This is a genomic window from Allobrachymonas sp. (assembly GCF_041912815.1).
Classification (GTDB): Bacteria; Pseudomonadota; Gammaproteobacteria; order Burkholderiales; family Burkholderiaceae_C; genus Brachymonas.
Genome location: NZ_JAYRLV010000009.1, coordinates 42,150 through 58,587, shown reverse-complemented (window position 1 = coordinate 58,587; position 16,438 = coordinate 42,150). Strand labels below are relative to the sequence as shown.

The window sequence follows — 16,438 nt, the reverse complement described above, 5'->3', positions numbered from 1 at the left end:
CGGGAGATTCTCCCCCATCCCGGTTCCGGGGATCGCCGGGGACACGAATTGTCACCAGAGTGCGGCAGCAGGCCGCATGCAGGGCCTGCTGGTGGGTCAGGTCAGGTAGCGGGCCACGAAGCTGTGGGGAGCATGGCGGTGTGCTTCCAGGTCCTCGTCGAAATGGCGCCGGTCTGCGCCGCGCAGCTTGACCAGGGAGGGAACCCCTGCCGAACAATCGCCCCGGAACAGCAGCCGGTGCAGCCTTCTGCGTTTCCAGTGGGCCAGCACATGGTAGAAGTAGGGGCCATCCTCGACACGCTGCAGGGTGAGGCGATAGTGCCCCTGCGTCTGCAGGATCTGCTGGAAGGCCAGGTGCATGCTCAAGTAGTCGAGATAGAGGATCTTCTGCCGGATGCGGTCGAAGTGCCCCTGCTGCTCCAGGTGCCGGACATAGGCCGCGCCACTGTCCACGATGGCATGGCGGGTGAATTCCTCCTGCCATTCCTCGATGAGCGGGCTGTGGGCCGGTGCGGCCAGAAACCAGTTTTCCACCACCGGATAGCGGGGCAGGGAGGTGAATCCCTCCAGGTAGAACCCCACGAAGTCGCTCTGCTGTGCCTCCTGCAGCGCATGCACCCAGTCCAGCGTGCGGGTCAGAACGATGGAGGCATCCAGCCAGATGCCGCCATGGCGGCGCAGCAGTTCCAGTCGGATCCAGTCGGCCCGCTTGGCGGGAATGAGCTGCTCGACTGCGGCAGGCAGGTGGGGAATGTAGCGGGAGAGCTCCGCATCGGAGAGCACACGGATGTCGTGCTCCGGGTGCAGCCGCTTCCATCCGGCGATGCAGCGCTGTACCAGCAGGGGCGGGGTACCGCCGGTCCAGTAGGACCAGATCGTGGCGGGGATGGCTTGGGTCTGCGGCCGGGAGCCAGGGTAGTCGTAGAGCGTGAAGACCGGTTCGGGGGGAGCCGGAAGACGCGGCGAAAACGGCAGGGGGAGCCCCAGTGCTGCCGGCAGATGGGGGAGGCGATGGGAAAAGGAGGACAGCAAAGACATGATGGCGTTCAGCCTTGGGCCAGAAAGGCCAGCCAGCGGCGGAAGCGCCGGTAGCGCCCCCACCATCCCCTGCACAGACAGGCCTTGAGCCATGCGGCTGGGGCGAGGGGTGAAATGGCCTCGAAATCCTGTTCTGCACGCTGGGCCAGAGCCCGGATGTCGGAGGCCGGAAGGCTGCCATCCGTGCGGCGCTGGCGCAGGAAGGACAGGATGCCCTGCACATTGCGGGCTGCCGCCTGCGCCAGGGCCAGCCGGACCGCAGGGGTGTGGGCCCAGGGGCTGGCATCGAGCTCGGTGCGGAACGTGCGCAGGGCCCGGGACCAGTCCTGCACCTTCTGCGCGGACATGGTGGCCAGAATGCTGGAGGGATGCTGGCGGTAGGCAATCCAGGCCGAGGGCTCGTAGTAGAAGGAACGGGCGATCAGTGCCAGTCGGGGGCTGGTGGCCATGTCCTCGAAGTAGCAGCCTTCGGGAAACTGCAGCCCCTGGGTCTGCCACAGGCTGCGGCGTGCGATCTTGGACCAGACGTGGGTTTCACCTGCCTGCAGCATGCCTTGCAGCAGCCGCGCCCTGTCGCTGGACAGGGTGCGCACAGGCCCTCCCCGGAAGGTGTGGACCTGGCTTCTGCCCCCGATGCGGCGCGGTACCGGGAGGGGGCCTTCCTTCCAGGAGAGATAGTCGCACAGCACCAGATCGGGCACTTGCTGCGTGACGATGCGGTGCAGGGCCGCCATGGCGCCGGGCATGAGGCAGTCATCTGCATCCAGAAACCACAGATAGTCGCCTTGGGCCTGGTCTATGAGCGTGTTGCGGGTGGCGCCGGGCCCCCTGTTGCGGGAGTGGGTGCCGATGCGAATGCGTTGCGGATGGCGGTCGGCATAGCGCTGCAGCAGCGCCAGCGAGTCATCCGTGGAACAGTCGTCCATGGCGATCAGTTCCCAGCCATCGGTCTGCTGATTGAGCACGGAGTCGAGACAGGCCTCCAGATGCGGGGCCGAATTGAAGACCGGCACGAGGATGCTCAGCCAGGGAGAGGAGTGCTGCATGGGGCGGTGCGCTTCAGCGCAGGCTGAAATGGCGGTGAAACTTGAGCCCCCGCAGCCACCAGCCGCGCGTCACATAGGCCCGTTCGAGCTGAGCGGGAGACAGGGGCGACTGCTGCAGAAAATCATCCCGGCAGCGGGCCATGGCAGTGGTCCATTCGGCAGGCGGCATCTGCGTGCGGCAGCGCGCCAGATGGCCTGCAGCTCCGATGAAGTTGCGGGCCGCCACGTGTGCGACCGCAAACCGCACTGCCGGCTCCGCGTCCCACTCTGTGCCCTGCAGGGCATGGCGAAAAGTCGTCAGGGCGCCCGACAGGTCACGGGCCTTGGCCGGCGTCATCTGCGACAGGATGCTGCTGCCCCGCTGCCGGTAGGCGACCCATGGCAGGGGTTCGTACCAGAGGGTGCGTGCGCGCAGCGCCAGACGCGGCATGGTGGCCATGTCCTCGAAGTACGCGCCTTCGGGAAACCGCAGGTCTGCGCTCCACAGCGCACGGCGCGAAATCTTGGACCACGCGTGCAGCTGGCCCGGCAGCAGCAGGTCGGCCAGAAAGCGGGCAGGCCCGGTAAGCAGTGTGCGCGCCGGTCCCGCAAACGAGCGGCGGTGCCGTTCGCCTCGCAGCCGGTGCTTGAGACGCGGAGACTCCCGCCAGACCGCAAAGTCACACACCACCATGTCGGGATGCTGCTGCCCGACGATGCGCTGCAGTGCCGGAATGGCGCCGGGCAGCAGTTTGTCGTCGGAGTCGAGAAACCACAGATAGTCGCCGTGTGCCGCCTCGATCAGGGTATTGCGCGCGGCGCTCAGTCCCCGGTTGCGGGTGTGCTGCAGCAGCTGCAGGCGTCCCGGCCAGCGGGCTGCCAGCGCGCGCATGCGTGCGGGAGAGGCATCGGTGGAGCAGTCGTCGAGCAGGAGCACTTCCACGCCCGGGTCGGCCTGTGCCATGACCGATTCCACGCATTCGGCGAGATACGCCTCGACGTTGTAGACCGGGATGAGCACGCTCAGCCAGGGGGCCGGAGCGGAAGCGGGAGCAGGAGAGGAGGAGGAAGAAGAAGACATGGGCCGTGGGTCAGTCTTCGGGCAGGATGTCGGGGGCTTCATCGTGCTGCACCCGCATCAACAGATGGGCATACCGCCGCTGCATGAGCCTGATGTCGAAGGCGCGCAGGGCTTCCTGTCGCGCAGCCTGTGCCAGGCGGCGGGCCTCGTCAGGATGCGCGAGCAGGCGCTCCAGCGCATCGGCGAGGGCCTGGGCATCGTTCTCGGGCACCAGCAGACCGGTCTGGTCTGGCCGGATCACCTCGCGGACGCCGACCACGTTGGTACCGATGCAGGCGCAGCCGGCCGCCATGCCCTCGACGAGCGACAGCGGCATGCCCTCGTAGTGGGTGGACAGCACACAGATGCGGCTGTGCATCAGCAGATTCGGTACATCGGACACCTGCCCCAGAAAATGCACCTGCCCGGCGATGCCCAGCCTGGCAGCCAGAGCGCGATTGCGCGCGAGTAGCCTGGACTTGCCCAGGCCGGCCAGCTGCAGGGCAGGATGCCACCCCCGCTCCCCCAGCAGGGCCACGGCGCGGATCAGTGTGGCGTGATCCTTCTGGCGCGCAAAGCGGGCCGCCATGACGATGGAGACCTCCCGGTCTTCCCAGGGAACGAGGGACGCCTGCGGAAAGCGGCCGGTGTCGATGCCGTTGGGAATGGCCACGCACTGCGCGGCAGGGAATCCCAGGTCGACCAGATGGCCCCGCACCCCTTCGGACACACCGACACTCACGGCCGTCCGGCGTTCGAGCCACAGGGCCTGTCTGAGCCGCCAGGGGGTGTAGCGTTCGCGCGAATTGTGCTCCACGTGCACCATGTGCGGCACCCCTGCGAGCCATCCCGCATAGCGTCCCCACAGATGCTCGCTGAAGCCGTGCGCCACCAGAATGTCCGGTTTCCACTCCAGGGCCAGGCGGCGGACGGCCAGCACGGTGGCCAGATGGTTCCATCCCGGCACGAGACGGACATCCAGCCCCCGGGCACGGAGCGCCTCGACGCGCCGCATGTCCGTGTGGCGCTTGCGGCGCAGCACCAGCAGCACCTCCATGGAACCCGATCGCCGGGCTTCGAGGCAGAGATCCACCGCCACCTGCGTGGCGCCGGAGAACCCTCCGGTGACGAAATGCAGGACGCGCATCGGCCCGGCGGCGCGGGGGAAACCGGACGGCACCCGCTCAGTGCCCGTGCGCCACGACCTCACCCGCCGCCAGGCGGTAGACGGTGCCGCAGTAGGGGCAGCGGGCCTCGCCAGTGGCGGCCACCTGCAGGAAGACACGCGGGTGGCCGTTCCACAGCTCCATGTGAGCCAGGGGGCTGGGGCAGGCGATTTTACCCTGTTCGGTCAGGTCGCTGGCCTTGACCTCGACGGGGGCGGAGGAATGGGAGGTGCTCATGTCTGGAAACTCCGGAGAGAGGGGTGGGGGCGGGCAGGCACGCGGCGGTGCCGGTCAGACCGCATCCAACCAGTGGGCATAGCGGGGGTTCTTGCCCTGCACGATGTCGAAGAAGGCCTTCTGGATGCGTTCGGTGACCGGGCCACGGTGGCCTGCGCCGATCTGCACCCGATCATATTCGCGGATGGGGGTCACTTCGGCAGCGGTGCCGGTAAAGAACATCTCGTCGGCGATGTAGCACTCGTCGCGCGTGATGCGCTTCTGCACCAGCTCGATGCCCAGATCCTTGCAGACGTACTGGATGGTGTTGCGGGTGATGCCGTTGAGCGCACCTGCCGACAGGTCGGGGGTGTAGACCACGCCATCCTTGACGATGAAGACGTTCTCGCCGGAGCCTTCGCTCACGAATCCGGCGCTGTCGAGCAGCACGGCTTCGTCGTAGCCGTCATTGGTGGCTTCCATGTTGGCAAGGATCGAGTTGGTGTAGTTGCTCACCGCCTTGGCCTGCGTCATGGTGATGTTCACATGGTGGCGCGCATAGCTGCTGGTGCGCACGCGGATGCCGCGCGACATGCCGTCCTCGCCCAGGTAGGCGCCCCAGCCCCAGGCGGCGACCATCACGTGGGTCTTGGTGCCCTTGGGGGAGACGCCGAGCTTTTCGGAGCCGAGCCACACCAGCGGGCGCAGGTAGCAGCTTTCCAGCCCGTTGGCGCGCACGACCTCCTTCTGGGCCTCCATGACCTCTTCCTTGGTGAAAGGCATGGGAATGCGCAGGATCTTGGCGCTGTTGAACAGACGGTCGGTGTGGTCCTTGAGACGGAAAACGGCCGTGCCCTTCTCGGTCTGGTAGGCGCGCACGCCCTCGAACACCCCGCAGCCGTAGTGCAGGGTATGGGTCAGGACGTGGACCTTGGCATCGCGCCATTCCACGAGCTGGCCATCCATCCAGATTTTCCCGTCGCGGTCGGAAAGGTCGTTGGCGGCATTCATGATTTTTTCTTCCTTTGGTGTTGACGTCGGCACCTGGCGGCACGAAAGTGCCCGTCATGCCTGACGGATAACTGTCAAGTTTACGCCGTTTTCCCCGGGGCGGGGGGAGATTGGCGGCAGATGGGCACAGTTGCGCCCCGTTCGTGCCAGACGCCGTTTTGCCCTGGCCCTTCTTTCTCCCTTGTCCCTGCAGGGGGCGGAGCCGGTCAGCTCCCCTGCAGCTGGCGCACCAGATCGAGGGCCTGCTCCACGCGGTCCACGGCATGGATGGTCAGCCCCTCGACCTCCCTGCCCAGCTTGCGGGGCACGTTGGCGCGCGGAACGATGGCCGTGGTGAACCCCAGCTTGGCGGCTTCCCTGAGGCGTTCCTGTCCCCGTGTGGCCGGACGCACCTCGCCCGCGAGCCCCACTTCGCCGAACGCGAAGAAGCCCTTGGGCAGGGCCTTGCCGCGCAGGCTGCTGGCAATGGCAAGCAGCACAGCCAGATCGGCCGCCGGTTCGCTGATGCGCACGCCCCCCACCGCGTTGACGAACACGTCCTGATCTCCCGTGGCCACGCCTCCGTGGCGGTGCAGCACGGCCAGCAGCATGGCCAGCCGGTCGCGCTCCAGCCCCACGCTCAGGCGGCGGGGGTTGGCTCCCGAGCCGTCGACCAGGGCCTGGATCTCCACCAGCAGCGGGCGGCTGCCTTCGAGCGTGACCAGCACGCAGCTGCCCGGCACAGGGTCGCCGTGCGTGCTCAGGAAGATGGCACTCGGGTTGCTCACGCCCTTGAGCCCCTTGTCCGTCATGGCGAACACGCCCATCTCGTTGACGGCGCCGAAACGGTTCTTGAACGCGCGCACCAGCCGGTAGGCGCTGTGGGTATCGCCCTCGAAATAAAGCACCGTGTCCACGATGTGCTCCAGCACCCGGGGGCCGGCCAGCTGCCCGTCCTTGGTCACATGCCCCACGAGCACCACCGACGTGCCCTGGGCCTTGGCAAAGCGGGTGAGGTGTGCGGCGCACTCGCGCACCTGGGCCACGCTGCCGGGCGCGCTCGTGAGGGCGTCGCTGTACACCGTCTGGATCGAGTCGATCACGGCCACCTGGGGCCGCTCGGCCTGCAGGGTGGCCAGAATCTTTTCGAGCTGGATCTCGGCGAGCACGCGCACCTGCGAGCCCTCCAGCCCCAGCCGGCGCGACCGCAGCGCCACCTGGGAGGCACTTTCCTCGCCGGTCACGTACAGCGTGTGCAGGCCCTGCAGCTGGAGGGCATCGAGTGCCTGCAGCAGCAGGGTCGACTTGCCGATGCCGGGATCGCCGCCGATGAGCACCACGCCGCCTTCGACCATGCCGCCCCCCAGCACGCGGTCCAGCTCGGTCAGGGTGGTGGGAGTGCGCGCCACGTCCTCGGCCCGGATGTCGGCCAGCGTGGCCACTTCCGAGGCCCCTGCGAGGGACTGGTGCCCGCCGCTGAGCCGGTTCTTGCCCACCACGCCCTGGGCGGGGTTGAGGATGGTTTCCTCCAGACTGTTCCAGGTGCCGCAGGACGGGCACTTGCCCAGCCAGCGGGGACTGACGGCACCACAGGCGGTGCAGGTGTATTGGGATTTGGGGGCGGCCATGCGGGCATTGTAGGGAAGACGCCGCATCGCTCCGCGCGTGTCTCGGGGGGCAGCAGGGCCATGCAGACAGGCATCTCCGGGCACCGCCTGCAGGGTCGAGGGGGTTTGGGCCTATACAATCATTGCAATACTCCATGGGCGCATGGGGCCATGCCCTGCCCATGGAGAAATAGGCATCAACCCCTCTGTGCGATCTGAGACAATCGAACGATGTCGCCATTTCTCCTCAAACTTCTCATGCAGAAGAAAAGTCTTTGCCTTGCAGCCGTGGCGCTCCTCCTCGGGGGATGTGCCATTCCGGGGTCCCACCTCTCCCTTGCCAACAAGCATGTGGTGCCTCCGCCGGAAGCCCAGGCCGGTGGCACTCCCTTCGATCTCGACCGCCTCTTCGACGTGCACCTGCTCACTCCCGGCGTGATCGAGCAGCTGCAGGGAGAGCGCACCGCGCGGGACGACACCCCGGGCAGAGCAGGGGGCGCTGCACGCTACGAATATCGCGTGGGCCCCGGCGACATTCTCAATGTCGTGGTCTGGGATCACCCCGAGCTGGGCAGCCCCATGATCACCAATCCCACCCTGCCTTCGCAGGTGCTGAATGGCCAGAGCACGGCCACCGGAAATGAAACCGCCCGCACCGGCACCTGGGTGGACGCGCAGGGCAGCATCTTCTTCCCCTACGCGGGCAGACTGCAGGTGGCGGGGCGTACCCTGCCCGAGATCCGCTCGGCACTGGCGCGGCGGCTGGCCAAGTACATCCGCAATCCGCAGGTGGACGTGACCGTCATGGCCTTCCGGTCCCAGCGCGTCAACGTGAGCGGCGCCGTCGAAAAACCCGCCCAGCTGGCTCTCACCACCGTGCCCCTGACGCTCATGGACGCCATCAGCCAGGCCGGCGGATTCAGCAAGAATGCCGACACCACCCACGTGCGCTGGACCCATCGCGGGGTCGACCACGTGGTGTCGGTGTACGACTACATGAACCGTGGCGATGCCCGCAAGAATCCGGTCCTGGGCCCCGACGACGTGGTCTTCGTCCCGAACGGCGACCAGATGAAGGTCTACGTCATGGGCGAGGTCAAGAAGCAGAATGCCCTGCGCATGAGCGAAGGAGGCATGAGCCTGACCGATGCCCTGGCCCAGGCCGAAGGCATGAACCAGGAAATGGCCGATGCCAGCGGCGTGTTCGTCATCCGGGCACGTGCTCATGCACAGGCGGGCCAGAAGGTGGCTGACATCTACCAGCTCAATCTGCGCGACGCCTCGGCCTTTGCGCTTGGCAACCAGTTCAAGCTCGAACCCAGCGACATCGTGTACGTCACGGTGGCGCCCATGGCCAAGTGGAACCGCGTGATCAACCAGATCCTGCCGAGTCTGACCAGCGTGGGCTGGGTGGCCACCATCTACAGTTCCGTCAAGTAACCCGGGGTGCCCCGAGCCCCGCAGGGGCGAGGGGAGCCTTTCCTTCCTTCTTTCCTCGCTTCTTCCGCTTACCCATGTTCAACAGGATTCTGGTGGTCTGTATCGGCAACATCTGCCGCTCGCCCCTGGCCGAGGCGGCTCTGCGCCAGCTGGCGCCGGTCGGGGTCAGCGTGCAGTCGGCAGGGCTGGGGGCTCTGGTGGGGCAACCCGCCGATCCCGAGTCGCTGCGCCAGGGGCAGCTCCATGGGCTGGACCTGAGCCAGCACGTCGCCCGGCAGCTCACGCCTGCCCTTTGCGCCGAGAGCGACCTCATCCTGGTCATGGAAGATGAACATGTCGATGCGGTCTGTCGGCTCAGCCCCAGCGCACGCGGCAAGGTCATGCTGCTGGGCCGCTGGGAAAGCGGCAAGCAGATACCCGATCCCTACCGCAAGAGTGCCGAAGTCTTCGCCCATACCTACCAACTGATTGCAGCTTCCTCCGAGCAATGGGCCCGGAAGATGCAGTGGATCTGATTTCTCCAAGATTCCTTCCCTATGTCCTCCACGACGCATACCGCATCCCGCACGCAGGAAACCGATGACGAAATCGATCTGCGCAAGCTCTTCCACGCCATTCTGATCAACCGGTTCTGGATCGTCCTGAGCCTTCTGGTGGGGCTGGTGCTGGGCGTGATCTACGCCTTTGCCACCACGCCGGTCTACCAGGCCAATGCGCTGCTGCAGATCGAGCCCAAGAACAAGAACTCCCTGCTCGGCGATCTCAAGAATCTGCCTCTGGGTGGCGACACCAAGGGCGACGCCGATGCGGAAATCCAGATCATCCGTTCCCGCCTCGTGCTGGGCAACACGGTCTCGGGGCTGCATCTGGCTACGGAGCCGGTGTATGTGCCGCCGCCCTTCTACACGCGCATGTTTGCCGATTCCGCACCCCGGCAACCCCGGCTGGGGCTGGAGCAGTTCGTGGCGCCAGCGGCCCTGCACCATGAAAAGTTCAGCATCGTGTTCAAGGATGCGGCGGGACACTACCAGCTGACTTTGCCGTCCGGCAAGGAATACACCGGCAGCACCGGCAATGTGCTCTCCACCCCCGAAGGCGTGGTCGTGCTGCTGGCGCCCTCGGCCGTGCAGACGGGCGATGTCTTCGAGGTGCGCCCCGTGAGCGAACAGGAAGCGCTGGAGCGCCTGTCCAAGAACCTGATGGTGGGCGAAAACGGCAAGAACACCAACATCCTGGGCCTGCAGCTCAACGATTACAGCCCCGACAATGCCCGCCGCGTGCTCGACACCATCGTCGACCTCTACGTCAAGCAGAACAGGGAATATGCCGCCCAGGTGGACGGCGCCAGCCTCGGATTCCTGGAGCAGCAGCTGCCCAAGACCCGCGAGGCCCTGGACCGTGCCGAAAACGCCTACAACGCCTACCGCCACAAGAACGCCACCGTGGACGTCACCGTGGAATCCAAGGGGCTCATCGAAGGGCTCAACCAGCTCGAAATGCAGCTCACGGACCTGAAGGTCAAGGAAACCGAAGTCACCCGGCTCTACACGCCCGACCACCCCATGGCGCAGGCCATTGCCGAGAAGAAGCAGATCCTGGAGAAGGCCCGCAAGCAGCTCCTGTCCAAGATCGAGGGCATGCCCGGCACCCAGCAGGACGTCATCCGCCTCAAGCGCAATGTCGACATCCAGCAGGCCATCTATCTCCAGCTGCTCAACAAGCAGCAGGAACTGGGCATTTCCCAGGCCAGCAAGATCGGCAACGTCCGCGTCATCGACCGTGCCCAGACCCTGGACAAGCCCGTCAAGCCGCAGAAGGCTCTTGTCATTCTGGCAGCGACCCTTGGCCTTGGCTTTCTGGCCGTGCTGGTCGTGATCATGCGCACGCTCTTCCGCCAGGGCATCGACGATGCCGAGGATCTGGAGAGCATCGGCATTCCGGTGCTGGCTTCTGTGCCCTTCTCCGAGATTCAGCGCAAGCGCGACAAGATTCTCAAGTACCTGCGCAAGCGCAACAAGAATGTCCGCTCGGACTTCCTGCTGGCTGCGAGCAAGCCCGACGACATTGCCGTGGAAGCCCTGCGGGCGCTGCGCACCAGCCTGTACTTCTCCATGATGGAGGCACGCAACAACATCCTGATGGTGACCGGGGCCACCCCCAAGGTGGGCAAGACCTTCATCAGTGCCAACCTGGCCACGGTGATGGCGCAGTCCGGCAAGCGCGTGGTGCTGGTCGATGCCGACATGCGCAAGGGCTACCTCCACGAGCTCCTGCGCATGGATGTCGAGGACGGGCTGGCGGACTATCTGGCGCAGAGCGGGGAAGGCAAGCCCCACGTGCGCGCCACTGAGGTGGCCAACCTGTCGTTCCTTTCGCAGGGCCATCTCAAGGACGGCAACAATCCGGCCGAGCTGCTGGGCCATGCCCGCATACAGACCCTGCTGGAACAGCTGGCCGCAGAGTTCGACTACGTGATCCTCGACGCACCGCCCGCCATTGCCGTGGCCGATGCCAACATCCTGGGGCAGCATGCCGGAACGGTGATCGGCGTCACGCGCTTCGAGATGACCACCCTCAAGGAAGTCGAGATGATGCTCAGTCGTCTCTCCAACAACAACATCGCGCTCACGGGCACGATCCTCAACGGCATCCAGCGCACTGCCGCGACCTACCACACCTACAAGGCCTACACCCACTACAAGAAGGACGAGGCCTGAGGCGGAAGCGCCCCCATGGCAAGGCCCAGCCGAAGGGCCACCCCGCAAAGGGGCCCGCATGCGGGCCCCTTTGTCGTTCTGTCAGCCCGCGGGAATGAGGCAGGTGCCTCTCACACCATGGGGGGCAGGGCCTCGCCGCCCAGCTCCGTGGCCAGAAAGTCGATGAGCAGGCGCACCTTGGGGGCGAGGTGGCGGCGGCTGGCGTAGACGGCGTCGATGCCCAGCATGTGGTGGGTGTCGTCGGCACAGAGGGGCACCAGGGTGCCGGCCTGCAGCGCACGTTCCACGATGAAGTCCGGCTCGTAGAGAATGCCTTCGCCAGCGACGGCCATGGCCACGCAGGTGTCCCCGTTGTTGCTCCGGAAAGCCGGAGCCACGCGCACCGTCAGCGGGGCTGCGCGTGCCTCCTGGCGGCGGAACACCCATTCGTCCCGTGCGGCTCCCACCAGGTGTCCCAGCAGGCGGTGGTGCGGCAGCTCTACCGGCGATGCCGGGGTGCCTGCGCGGGCCAGGTAGGCCGGCGAGGCGCACAGCCGCATGCGGGCCTGCCCGAGGCGGCGGGCGATCAGGTGCGGGCCCGGCTGGTGGGAGATGCGGATGGCCAGATCGAGCCCCTCGTGGGCCAGGTCGGCAAACAGGTCCGAGAGCGTCACTTCCAGCTGCACCTGGGGATGCAGGGCGGCAAAGCGGGGCCACAGCGGCGCCAGCCGGCACAGGCCGTAGCTCACCGGCACACTCACGCGCAGCACGCCCATGGCCTTGCCGTGGTGTGCGCTCAGCTCGGCCTCGGCGGCGTCGAGTTCGGCCAGCAGGGTCCTGCAGCGGGCATGGAAGCGCTCGCCGTCGGCCGTGAGGGAGAGCCGGCGGGTGGTGCGGTGCAGCAGGCGCACGCCGAGCCGGGCCTCCAGCTCTGCCACCTGCCGCGACACGGCGGCCTTGGAACTGTCCAGCGCCTCGGCGGCCGCGACAAAGCTGCCGCTGTCCACCACCTGCACAAAGGCCCGCATCTGTTGGAATCTGTCGCTCATCGTTCGCATTATCGGAACAATGTGTTGAAGATTTCCATCTTTATCTCTCCTGCTGCTGCCAATACATTCAAGCCATCGCGCACCGTGCGCTGCGCCCATGCCCCCATCAAGGCGAAGGCGTCCCACGGGCATCCGTTCTGATCTCTGGAGTGATTGCCATGTCTGCTTCTTCCGTCTCTGCCCCCGTGGCTCCGGCTGCTGCCGGCACGCGCCTGCCGGTGTTCTACATTTCCCATGGCGGCGGCCCCTGGCCGTGGATGGCGGGCATGGTCCAGGGGCCCTATGCGCGGCTGGCCCAGTCGCTGGCGCGTCTGCCTGCCGATGCCGGTGGGGCGCCGCGTGCCATTCTGATGGTGTCGGCACACTGGGAGGAGCCTGCCTTCACGGTGCAGGCCCATCCGCACCCGCCCATGGTCTATGACTACTACGGCTTTCCGCAGGATACGTATGCGATCGAGTACCCCGCGCCGGGCGATGCGGCCCTGACGCGGCGCGTGGTGGAACTGCTGCAGACGGCCGGGCTGCCCGTGGCGGTCGATGCCGAGCGCGGCTTCGACCACGGCATGTTCGCCCCCATGGCCGTGGCCTATCCGCGCGCCGACATGCCCGTGGTGCAGCTCTCCCTGCGCACGGGGCTCGATTCCGCCGAGCACCTGGCGCTGGGCCGGGCGCTGGCGCCGCTGCGTGACGAGGGCATCCTCATCATCGGCAGCGGGCTGAGCTACCACAACCTGCGCGCCTTCGGGCCGGCGGCGCTGGGGGCGTCGGGTGCGTTCGACCAGTGGCTGCGTACCACCATGGCGCTGCCTGCCGCAGAGCGCGAGGCGGCCCTGCGCCACTGGGAGCAGGCCCCGGCGGCCCGGCTGGCCCATCCGCGCGAGGAGCATCTGCTGCCGCTCATGGTCGCGGCCGGAGCCGCCCCCGACGAGGTGGGCGAGCTGGTCTATCACGAAGACCGCTTCATGGGCGGCGTCACGGCGTCGAGCTTCCGGCTGGGAGCACCCGCCCGGCAGGCACCTGCCGCAGCCTGATCGGCTCCTCCCGCAGGGCACCCCGGCATCGGCGCAGTGGGGCGGGGAGGGGAGGGGCGGAAAGGTGCAGGCCCGGGCGGGACACAAATTCCGCCGCAGCCGCTCCCCCGGCCCCGCCATGTGCGGCAATGGAAATTAAGATGCATGCATCCGGCCACACCCCTGTGGCCGCCTTGCCATTTTTCCTTTTCCTTTCATTCCGCTCACGGGCCCCATGCTCGACGACATCAAGAAAACCCTCTGGGCCACCGCCGACAAGCTGCGCGCCAACATGGACGCTGCAGAGTACAAGCATCTGGTGCTTGGCCTCATCTTCGTCAAATACATCTCTGACACCTTTGCCGCCCGCCAGGCCGAGCTGCGCACCCGCCTCACCGACCCCGACGACGAATACTTCTACGGCAACGCTGCCCCCGAAGACATCGACGCCGAGCTCGAAGACCGCGACTACTACCGCGAAGTCAACGTGTTCTGGGTGCCCGAGGCCGCCCGCTGGGAAACCCTGCGCGCCGCCGCCAAGCAGCCCGCCATCGGCCTGCGCATCGACGAGGCCCTGGACCTGATCGAGACCGAAAACCCCCGGCTCAAGGGCATCCTCGACAAGCGCTACGCCCGCGCCCAGCTGCCCGACGGCAAGCTCGGCGAGCTGGTCGACCTCGTCTCCACCATCGGCTTCGGCCAAACCCCCGGCACCGCCCGCGACGTGCTCGGGCAGGTGTACGAATACTTCCTCGGCATGTTCGCCAGTGCCGAAGGCAAGCGCGGCGGGCAGTTCTACACCCCCGCCAGCATCGTTCGGACCCTTGTGGCCGTGCTCGCCCCGCATCGCGGCCAGGTGTACGACCCCTGCTGCGGCTCGGGCGGCATGTTCGTGCAGAGCGAGAAATTCATCGAAGCCCACGGCGGCCGCATGGGCGACGTGTCCATCTACGGGCAGGAAGCCAACCCCACCACCTGGCGCCTCGCCGCCATGAACCTCGCCATCCGGGGCATCGACTTCAACCTGGGCCGAGAGCCCGCCGACACCTTCACCCACGACCAGCACCCCGACCTGCGGGCCGACTACATCCTGGCCAACCCGCCCTTCAACATCAGCGACTGGTGGCACGGCAGCCTCGAAGGCGACCCCCGCTGGCAGTACGGCACCCCGCCGCAGGGCAACGCCAACTACGCCTGGCTGCAGCACATGCTCCACCACCTCAAGCCCACCGGCCGCGCTGGCATCGTGCTCGCCAACGGCAGCATGAGCAGCAGCCAGAACAGCGAGGGCGCCATCCGCGCCGCCATGGTCGACGCCGACGTCGTCGAAGTCATGGTCGCCCTGCCGGGGCAGCTCTTCTTCAACACCCAGATCCCCGCCTGCCTGTGGTTTCTGGCCAAACAGAAGCAGCGCAGGGGCGAAGTGCTGTTCATCGACGCCCGCAAGCTGGGCAAGATGATCTCCCGCGTGCAGGCCGAACTCGACGATGCCGCCATCGCCCGCATTGCCGACACCGTCGCCGCCTGGCGCGGCGAAGCCCGCCCCGGCGCAGCCCGCCCCGGCGCAGAAATGGCCGCCTATGCGGACGTGCCCGGCTTCTGCCGCAGCGTCCCCCTGGCCGAAATCGCCCAGCACGGCCACGTCCTCACTCCCGGCCGCTATGTGGGCGCTGAAGAGGTGGAAGACGACGACGAAGCCTTTGCCGAGAAGATGCAGCAGCTCACCACCCGGCTGGGTGAGCAGATGACCAAGGGCGCGGAGCTGGATGCGCTGATTCGGGAGAAACTGGGGGGGCTGGGGTATGAAGTCTGAGTGGCAGAAAACCACGCTGGGAGCGATATGTAATACTCAAGGCGGTGCAATTCAAACTGGCCCTTTTGGTAGCCAACTTCACACCTCCGACTACAAGGAGATCGGTATACCTGTAGTCATGCCGACAAACATCGGCGATGGCGGCATCGCTACTGATGCCATCGCTAGAATTAGCCAAGAAGATGTCGAACGGCTTCAGCAGCACAAGTTGCAAATCGACGATATAGTTTTTAGTCGTCGTGGTGATGTGACTAAGAATGCTTTGATTCGGCCTCATGAGGTAGGTTGGTTGTGCGGTACCGGTTGCCTCAAGGTTCGTTTGGGCAAACAGAGTCTTGCTAACGCAAAGTTTATCTCCTACTATTTGAGATTGCCTGCAGCCAAGGATTGGCTGATTCGGCATGCCGTCGGGGCAACAATGCCCAATTTGAATACGGCGATTCTTTCTGCGATACCGATCACATTGCCGCCGCTTACTGCGCAAAAGGAAATCGCTGCAGCCCTTGGTGCGCTCGACGACCGCATCACCCTCCTGCGCGAAACCAACGCCACCCTCGAAGCCATCGCCCAGGCGCTGTTCAAGTCGTGGTTCGTCGATTTCGACCCCGTGCGCGCCAAAATGGCCGGCCACCCCCCCGAAGGCATGGACGCCGCCACCGCCGCCCTGTTCCCCGATACGCTGGAAGAATCAGAGCTGGGGCTGGTGCCGAAGGGGTGGATGGTCATGCCTATTGGTGAAGCCGTGGAAACAGTGGGAGGCGCAACGCCTGACACCAAAAATGCAGCTTTCTGGAACCCGTCCTTGCATTCCTGGACCTCCCCCAAAGATTTATCTGGGGCCAGCGTACCTGTTTTGCTGCACACTGAGCGGCGCATTAGCAATCTGGGGCTGAAGCGAATCAGCTCTGGTTTGCTGCCGATCGGCACCTTGTTGATGTCGTCCAGGGCGCCTATTGGCTACTTGGCGATTACGCAAATACCAGTCGCCATCAATCAAGGATACATTGGGCTCTTGCCGGGTGGAAAGTTATCGCCTCTGTTCATGTTATTCTGGTGTCGCCACAACATGGATGCCATCAGAGGACGAGCCAATGGGTCGACCTTCATGGAGATCAGTAAAAAGGCCTTTCGACCCATTCCTGCATTGGTGCCGACACCTGAGCTGCTTGAGCGCTTCGACAACGTGGCCGGTGCCTTGTTTGCACGGCTTATTGAGAATGAGCATCAGGCAACGAGTTTGGCCGAGATCCGTGACACTTCGCTCCCCCGCCTCATCTCCGGCCAGCTCCGCCTGCCAGACGCAGAACAAACAACTGAATATCAGTAAG

The 16,438-nt window shown here is 65.8% G+C and carries 14 protein-coding genes; 6 read left to right on the top strand and 8 right to left on the bottom strand.

Translation table 11 applies throughout. The annotated features are described in order from the left end of the window. Positions 1 to 96: 96 nt before the first annotated feature. From ACE3P9_RS08350 to radA, 7 genes are all read right to left on the bottom strand, one after another. Positions 97 to 1,038, bottom strand: coding sequence for a glycosyltransferase family 32 protein (locus ACE3P9_RS08350; RefSeq protein ID WP_374493262.1), 942 nt, complete (start codon positions 1,036 to 1,038; stop codon positions 97 to 99). An 8-nt stretch (positions 1,039 to 1,046) separates the two neighbouring features. After that, complete coding sequence (locus ACE3P9_RS08345) at positions 1,047 to 2,084, bottom strand: glycosyltransferase family 2 protein (RefSeq protein WP_374493261.1); 1,038 nt, start codon at positions 2,082 to 2,084, stop codon at positions 1,047 to 1,049. Between the two features lie 13 nt (positions 2,085 to 2,097). Continuing rightward, on the bottom strand, positions 2,098 to 3,144 hold the full coding sequence (locus ACE3P9_RS08340) for a glycosyltransferase family 2 protein (RefSeq protein WP_374493259.1): 1,047 nt from the start codon (positions 3,142 to 3,144) through the stop codon (positions 2,098 to 2,100). Positions 3,145 to 3,154: 10 nt separating this feature from the next. Further along, complete coding sequence (locus tag ACE3P9_RS08335; protein ID WP_374493257.1) at positions 3,155 to 4,270, bottom strand: glycosyltransferase; 1,116 nt, start codon at positions 4,268 to 4,270, stop codon at positions 3,155 to 3,157. A gap of 37 nt (positions 4,271 to 4,307) precedes the next feature. Continuing rightward, a complete protein-coding gene (locus ACE3P9_RS08330) occupies positions 4,308 to 4,526 on the bottom strand; it encodes a zinc-finger domain-containing protein (protein ID WP_374493254.1) in 219 nt (72 codons plus the stop codon). A gap of 54 nt (positions 4,527 to 4,580) precedes the next feature. Continuing rightward, positions 4,581 to 5,516: a branched-chain amino acid transaminase gene (locus ACE3P9_RS08325; RefSeq protein WP_374493252.1), complete on the bottom strand. Its 936-nt coding sequence runs from the start codon at positions 5,514 to 5,516 to the stop codon at positions 4,581 to 4,583. 206 nt (positions 5,517 to 5,722) lie between these two features. Beyond that, positions 5,723 to 7,123, bottom strand: a complete 1,401-nt coding sequence (radA, locus tag ACE3P9_RS08320; RefSeq protein WP_374493250.1) for a DNA repair protein RadA — start codon at positions 7,121 to 7,123, stop codon at positions 5,723 to 5,725. A 210-nt stretch (positions 7,124 to 7,333) separates the two neighbouring features. On the opposite strand from radA, the gene ACE3P9_RS08315 reads away from it, so the two are divergent. The 3 genes from ACE3P9_RS08315 (at position 7,334) to ACE3P9_RS08305 (ending at position 11,259) form a co-directional block, all read left to right on the top strand. Then, positions 7,334 to 8,542, top strand: a complete 1,209-nt coding sequence (locus ACE3P9_RS08315; protein ID WP_374493248.1) for a polysaccharide export protein — start codon at positions 7,334 to 7,336, stop codon at positions 8,540 to 8,542. Positions 8,543 to 8,616: 74 nt separating this feature from the next. After that, a complete protein-coding gene (locus ACE3P9_RS08310) occupies positions 8,617 to 9,057 on the top strand; it encodes a low molecular weight protein-tyrosine-phosphatase (protein WP_374493245.1) in 441 nt (146 codons plus the stop codon). Positions 9,058 to 9,078: 21 nt separating this feature from the next. Then, complete coding sequence (locus ACE3P9_RS08305; protein WP_374493243.1) at positions 9,079 to 11,259, top strand: polysaccharide biosynthesis tyrosine autokinase; 2,181 nt, start codon at positions 9,079 to 9,081, stop codon at positions 11,257 to 11,259. A gap of 110 nt (positions 11,260 to 11,369) precedes the next feature. Here ACE3P9_RS08305 and ACE3P9_RS08300 read toward each other — a convergent pair whose 3' ends face one another. Further along, positions 11,370 to 12,287 (bottom strand): LysR substrate-binding domain-containing protein, encoded by a 918-nt coding sequence (locus tag ACE3P9_RS08300; RefSeq protein ID WP_374493241.1) that lies wholly within the window; start codon positions 12,285 to 12,287, stop codon positions 11,370 to 11,372. 158 nt (positions 12,288 to 12,445) lie between these two features. On the opposite strand from ACE3P9_RS08300, the gene ACE3P9_RS08295 reads away from it, so the two are divergent. The 3 genes from ACE3P9_RS08295 (at position 12,446) to ACE3P9_RS08285 (ending at position 16,437) form a co-directional block, all read left to right on the top strand. Continuing rightward, positions 12,446 to 13,318: a class III extradiol ring-cleavage dioxygenase gene (locus ACE3P9_RS08295; protein ID WP_374493238.1), complete on the top strand. Its 873-nt coding sequence runs from the start codon at positions 12,446 to 12,448 to the stop codon at positions 13,316 to 13,318. A 214-nt stretch (positions 13,319 to 13,532) separates the two neighbouring features. Beyond that, positions 13,533 to 15,110, top strand: coding sequence for a type I restriction-modification system subunit M (locus tag ACE3P9_RS08290; protein WP_374493237.1), 1,578 nt, complete (start codon positions 13,533 to 13,535; stop codon positions 15,108 to 15,110). Continuing rightward, the gene (locus tag ACE3P9_RS08285) at positions 15,100 to 16,437 is read left to right on the top strand and encodes a restriction endonuclease subunit S (protein WP_374493235.1); all 1,338 of its coding nucleotides are present in this window, start codon (positions 15,100 to 15,102) and stop codon (positions 16,435 to 16,437) included. Before ACE3P9_RS08290 ends, ACE3P9_RS08285 begins: the two co-directional genes overlap by 11 nt. The last annotated feature ends 1 nt before the right edge of the window (position 16,438 follow it).